We start from the raw sequence: 3819 nt of genomic DNA, 5'->3' as shown, positions 1-3819 counted from the left end.
ACCAACGGCTTCTACTCCCGAACCCCCCCCACAGGTCCCATATGCCGCCCCCGTACCGGAGGAGCCGTCTACTCCCCCTGCTCCCGCGAGTGAGGACGCAACCAGGGAGGGCGAATGTCCGGAGTGCGGCAGGCTTATGGACGTGTCCGCGGCCAGGTGCGTCTGCGGCTATGACTCCGAGCTGCGGGCCGCTCTGCCCGTGAGCGCTGAGAAGGCGGCAATGGAAGGTTCACCACGGCGGTCGAAGAGAAGGGGGCCGTTTATAGCCTTCACGGTCATCGCGGTTATTTTACTTGCGGGGGCTGCCGTGTTCTGGTCTTCACGCGACGCGGTACGTAAAGAGGTCGAGACGGGGGGGGCTGACCATCTTGCCCCGGCTGTCGCGCCCGCCCCGCCCCCCGCCCGCCCGGAAGGTGTCGTGGCTACGACCCCGGTGGAAGCTGACCGGGCTCAGGCGGAAGCTGAAAGGAAAGCGGCTGAACTGAAGGCCGCCGAGGAGAAAGCGGCAGCCGAGAAGGCCGCGGCTGAGAAGAAGGCAGCCCGGGAGAAAGCGGCAGCCGAGAAGGTAGCGGCTGAGAAGAAGGCTCAAGAGAAAGCCGCAGCGGAAAAGTTAGCCCGGGAGAAGGCGGCGGCTGAGAAAGCGGCTCGGGAAAAGGCCGCAGCCGAGAAGGCCGCTCAGAAGAAGGCAGCTCAAGAGAAAGCGGCACAGAAGAAAGCGGCCGAGGAGAAAGCGGCGGCCGAGAAGGCAACCCGAGAGAAGGCGGCGGCTGAGAAAGCAGCGCGGGAAAAGGCAGCTCAAGAGAAGGCGGCAGCCGAGAAGGCCGCGCTTGACCCGAGGGTGCTAAAGCACGGGAAGATGCCCGTAAGGGTCCCGCAGGACATCTATTACGCGCCCGTTCTTGCCCACCTGAAGAAGAACAGTTCTTCCCCCGTTGATATAGACATAAAGGAGTGCACCGAGGTTTTCTATACGGACGGCGGCTGGCTCGTGGGGTGCGACTGGTGGTTCAGAAGCAAGACCGGGGAGCTGGCGTCGGACTCGAAGTGGTTTGTTATCAGCCATGATGCGGTCGTGAACATGTACTGAATCAGGCAGGAAAGTCTACGGCCTGGAAGATAAGGAGTGGAGGTGGTGGGGGCCCTGTGACATGGGTTTCAGTTTTGTGTAAAGGTCGTTGGGAGTTACGGGCCGAAGGCCCGTAACTGAAAGGGGTCTCAGCCCCCCTCAGGCTTTCAGATTATCGAATATTTTGTAGAGCTGGTTGTCTTCTCTTTCGATCCTTTTCCCGAGCGCTTCGAAAATCCCTTTGGTTTGGGTGACGAAGCCCGCGGGGTCTTTCTGTATCTTCGGGACGGTCGGCCAGTTATCCAGGTACTTGCCGAAGGCGTCTTTCAGGCCGCCCATCTCTTCCATGAAGTCGTTGGCGACGGAGCGGACCTTCTCGTCCGCGTTGTCGATGAGCACTGGGTAGAGTTTTATGTCTTCCATCTTAAGATGGGTAGACAGCTTGGCCGCGAACTTCGACAGGAGCGACCTTATCGGGCCCGCCTCCTCCTTTAACGCGTCTTCATTGAGCAAGGCGGACATCTCGGTTACGATATCCAGCAGTTCGCCGTGCTGGCGTCTTAAGTCCTCTGTCCTGATCATTTTGCACCTCCTCCGAAGTTGCGTGCGGGTTATGTTGCCTTGCACCCGGCCTATCGAACATGCCGTGAAGCCGGGGGAGGGAATGGACTCTCAGGGGGTATCAGACCCCTGCTCTTTATCTTCCGTATCCGTCGGTTCGGGCGTGTCTTCGGAGGACTCGGGGGAAGGTTCCGCCTCGGTGGTCTCCGTAGTTTCCGTCGCTTCAGTCGTCTCCGGCTCTTCGGGAAGGCCCGCGTCCTTATGCTGGCGCTTGAGCCTCTTCTCTTCCTGCTTCTTAAGCCGTTTTATCTCTTTCTGACGCTTCCCGCTCTTATACATGCCGGAACGCTTTGCCATTGTCACCTCGCTTTACGAATATTGGAAAAAAGGAATGTACTTACCCTATCATACTTTATAGAGCTTAAGGGCTTTTTATTTCCTCGTCTATAAGCCTTAGCCCTTCGAGGGCCGGGGTGTCGATGGAGATGGTCCCGTCCGGGCCGTGCGGCTCGCGGGGGTTTATGCGTATAAGGCGCGCGTCGTACCTCGCGGCGAACGCCTGGCAGCTCATGCGGACCGTCGGTACGGCCGTGCCCGCGCCACACTCGACTATCGCGAGCTTCCCCTTTCCCCCCCCGCCGATGTTGTCAAGCCATTGGCCGAGCCTCTCCTCCTGGGCGTTGGTCCTCTGCGGGAGCCACGACCAGTCGTTGAACATCAAGATATTGGGCCTCGTGACCGAGCCGCAGGAGGCGCACGCCGGAATCTCTCCCGCTACGGTCATATCATCGAGGTTTACGTCTATATAGACCCCCTCGGCGGGCCGGACCTCGCCGTCGCACCCCTCGAGGCACTGCAGGTGGTGTATGGAGCCGTGGCACTCGTAGATTTTTTCCTCGGCAAAGCCCGCCCGCTGGAACTGGCCGTCCACGTTCGAGGTGAAGACGAAAGAACCGCCCTGCTTGCCCGAAGCCCAGGAGTTCAAGAGGGAAAAACCTTGGTGCGGGACGGTTTCGCGGTAGAGGTTAAGCCGGTGTCCGTAGAAGGCCCAGGCCATCTCGGGCTTATCCATAAACCAGACCGGGTTGGCCATCTCGACGAACGATATGCCGAGGTGTTTTAACGGGGGGTAGGCCTTCCAGAAACCCTCGTCGCCCCTGAAGTCCGGGAGGCCCGAGTCCACGCCCATCCCGGCGCCCGCGCCTATGAGTATCGCGTCGGCTGCGGCTATGGCCTCGGCCGCCCTCTTTACCGAATCCGTCCTATCCATCTACCGCTCCTTGTCCCGCCCTGCATGGTCGAGCACCGCTTCCCATGGGTTCAGATTACTATTTTCGGGCCGGAAAAGCAAAAACCGGATGTCGTTCTTTGCAACGGCGCGGAACTCCTTTATAATAGTCTTTATGGCGACCCGACCTCTAAGGACGTACCTTGCGATATACCTGGTATCGACCGGCACCCTGACATACGAGATAGGGCTCATGAACCTCTTCTCTCTCGCGCAGGGCTACCACTTCGCCTTCATGGTCATAAGCATCGCGCTCATGGGCATAGGGGCCGGCGGGGCGGTGCTCATGGCGACGGGCTGGAGCGGCGGGCAACAAGGGGGAGAGGGGGGAGGGGGGGAAGGGGGGGAAGGGGCCGCGAGGCTTCTCTCCGTGCTCGCGGCCCTCCTGTGCGCGGCGTCCGTTCTCTGCTACATGGCGGCCAACGCGCTCCTCTTCGACCCGGTGAAGGCCGCGTGGAGCAGGTCGGAGTTCGGAAAAATCCTCGCGCAGTATCTGATGCTGTCCATACCCTTTGTCTTTTCCGGGGCGATAGTGTCCGCGGCGATAAGGGCAATGAGCGAGAGGGTGCACAGGCTCTATCTCGCGGATATGGTCGGCGCCGGCACGGGGTGCGTCCTGATACTCCTCGTGCTTACGGTCTCCGGGGGGGAGGGGGCGGTGATCGTCGCGGCATTTCTGTTCTTCACGGCCGCACTTTTATTCCGCACCCCCTCACGCCTTATCGAGGCGGCCCTGCCCGCCTCGGCCCTGATACTCCTCGCACTGGCGGCGTTCCTGCCGGGCAATTGGCTCGAAGCGAGGGTCTCTCCCTACAGGGACCTTTCGGCCGCCTTGAACTTCCCCGGGGGCAGGGTGCTTGAAACCGTCCACTCCCCCTCGGGGAGGCTTGATGTGGTGGAGAGC

The 3819-nt window shown here is 60.8% G+C and carries 5 protein-coding genes; 2 read left to right on the top strand and 3 right to left on the bottom strand.

Annotated elements, in window-relative coordinates; translation table 11 throughout:
* A partial coding sequence (locus V3W31_00670) for a hypothetical protein (GenBank protein MEE9613451.1) occupies positions 1-1087 on the top strand: 1087 nt, incomplete at its 5' end.
* Positions 1088-1225: 138 nt separating this feature from the next.
* Here V3W31_00670 and V3W31_00665 read toward each other — a convergent pair.
* From V3W31_00665 to V3W31_00655, 3 genes are all read right to left on the bottom strand, one after another.
* A complete protein-coding gene (locus V3W31_00665; GenBank protein ID MEE9613450.1) occupies positions 1226-1648 on the bottom strand; it encodes a hemerythrin domain-containing protein in 423 nt (140 codons plus the stop codon).
* Between the two features lie 90 nt (positions 1649-1738).
* Positions 1739-1984, bottom strand: coding sequence for a hypothetical protein (locus V3W31_00660; GenBank protein ID MEE9613449.1), 246 nt, complete (start codon positions 1982-1984; stop codon positions 1739-1741).
* Between the two features lie 64 nt (positions 1985-2048).
* On the bottom strand, positions 2049-2897 hold the full coding sequence (locus tag V3W31_00655; protein MEE9613448.1) for a Sir2 family NAD-dependent protein deacetylase: 849 nt from the start codon (positions 2895-2897) through the stop codon (positions 2049-2051).
* 88 nt (positions 2898-2985) lie between these two features.
* On the opposite strand from V3W31_00655, the gene V3W31_00650 reads away from it, so the two are divergent.
* Positions 2986-3819: hypothetical protein (locus V3W31_00650; protein ID MEE9613447.1), on the top strand; the 834-nt coding region annotated here is incomplete at its 3' end.

This window comes from Thermodesulfobacteriota bacterium (assembly GCA_036482575.1).
Lineage (GTDB): Bacteria > Desulfobacterota > GWC2-55-46 > GWC2-55-46 > JAUVFY01 > JAZGJJ01.
This window is presented reverse-complemented; position numbering and strand designations above follow the sequence as displayed.

Bases quoted from the DNA above. Each gene is read 5' to 3' on its own strand.
- V3W31_00655 (MEE9613448.1), bottom strand. From the start codon at position 2,897: ATGGATAGGACGGATTCGGTAAAGAGGGCGGCCGAGGCCATAGCCGCA.
- V3W31_00665 (MEE9613450.1), bottom strand. From the start codon at position 1,648: ATGATCAGGACAGAGGACTTAAGACGCCAGCACGGCGAACTGCTGGAT.
- V3W31_00660 (MEE9613449.1), bottom strand. From the start codon at position 1,984: ATGGCAAAGCGTTCCGGCATGTATAAGAGCGGGAAGCGTCAGAAAGAG.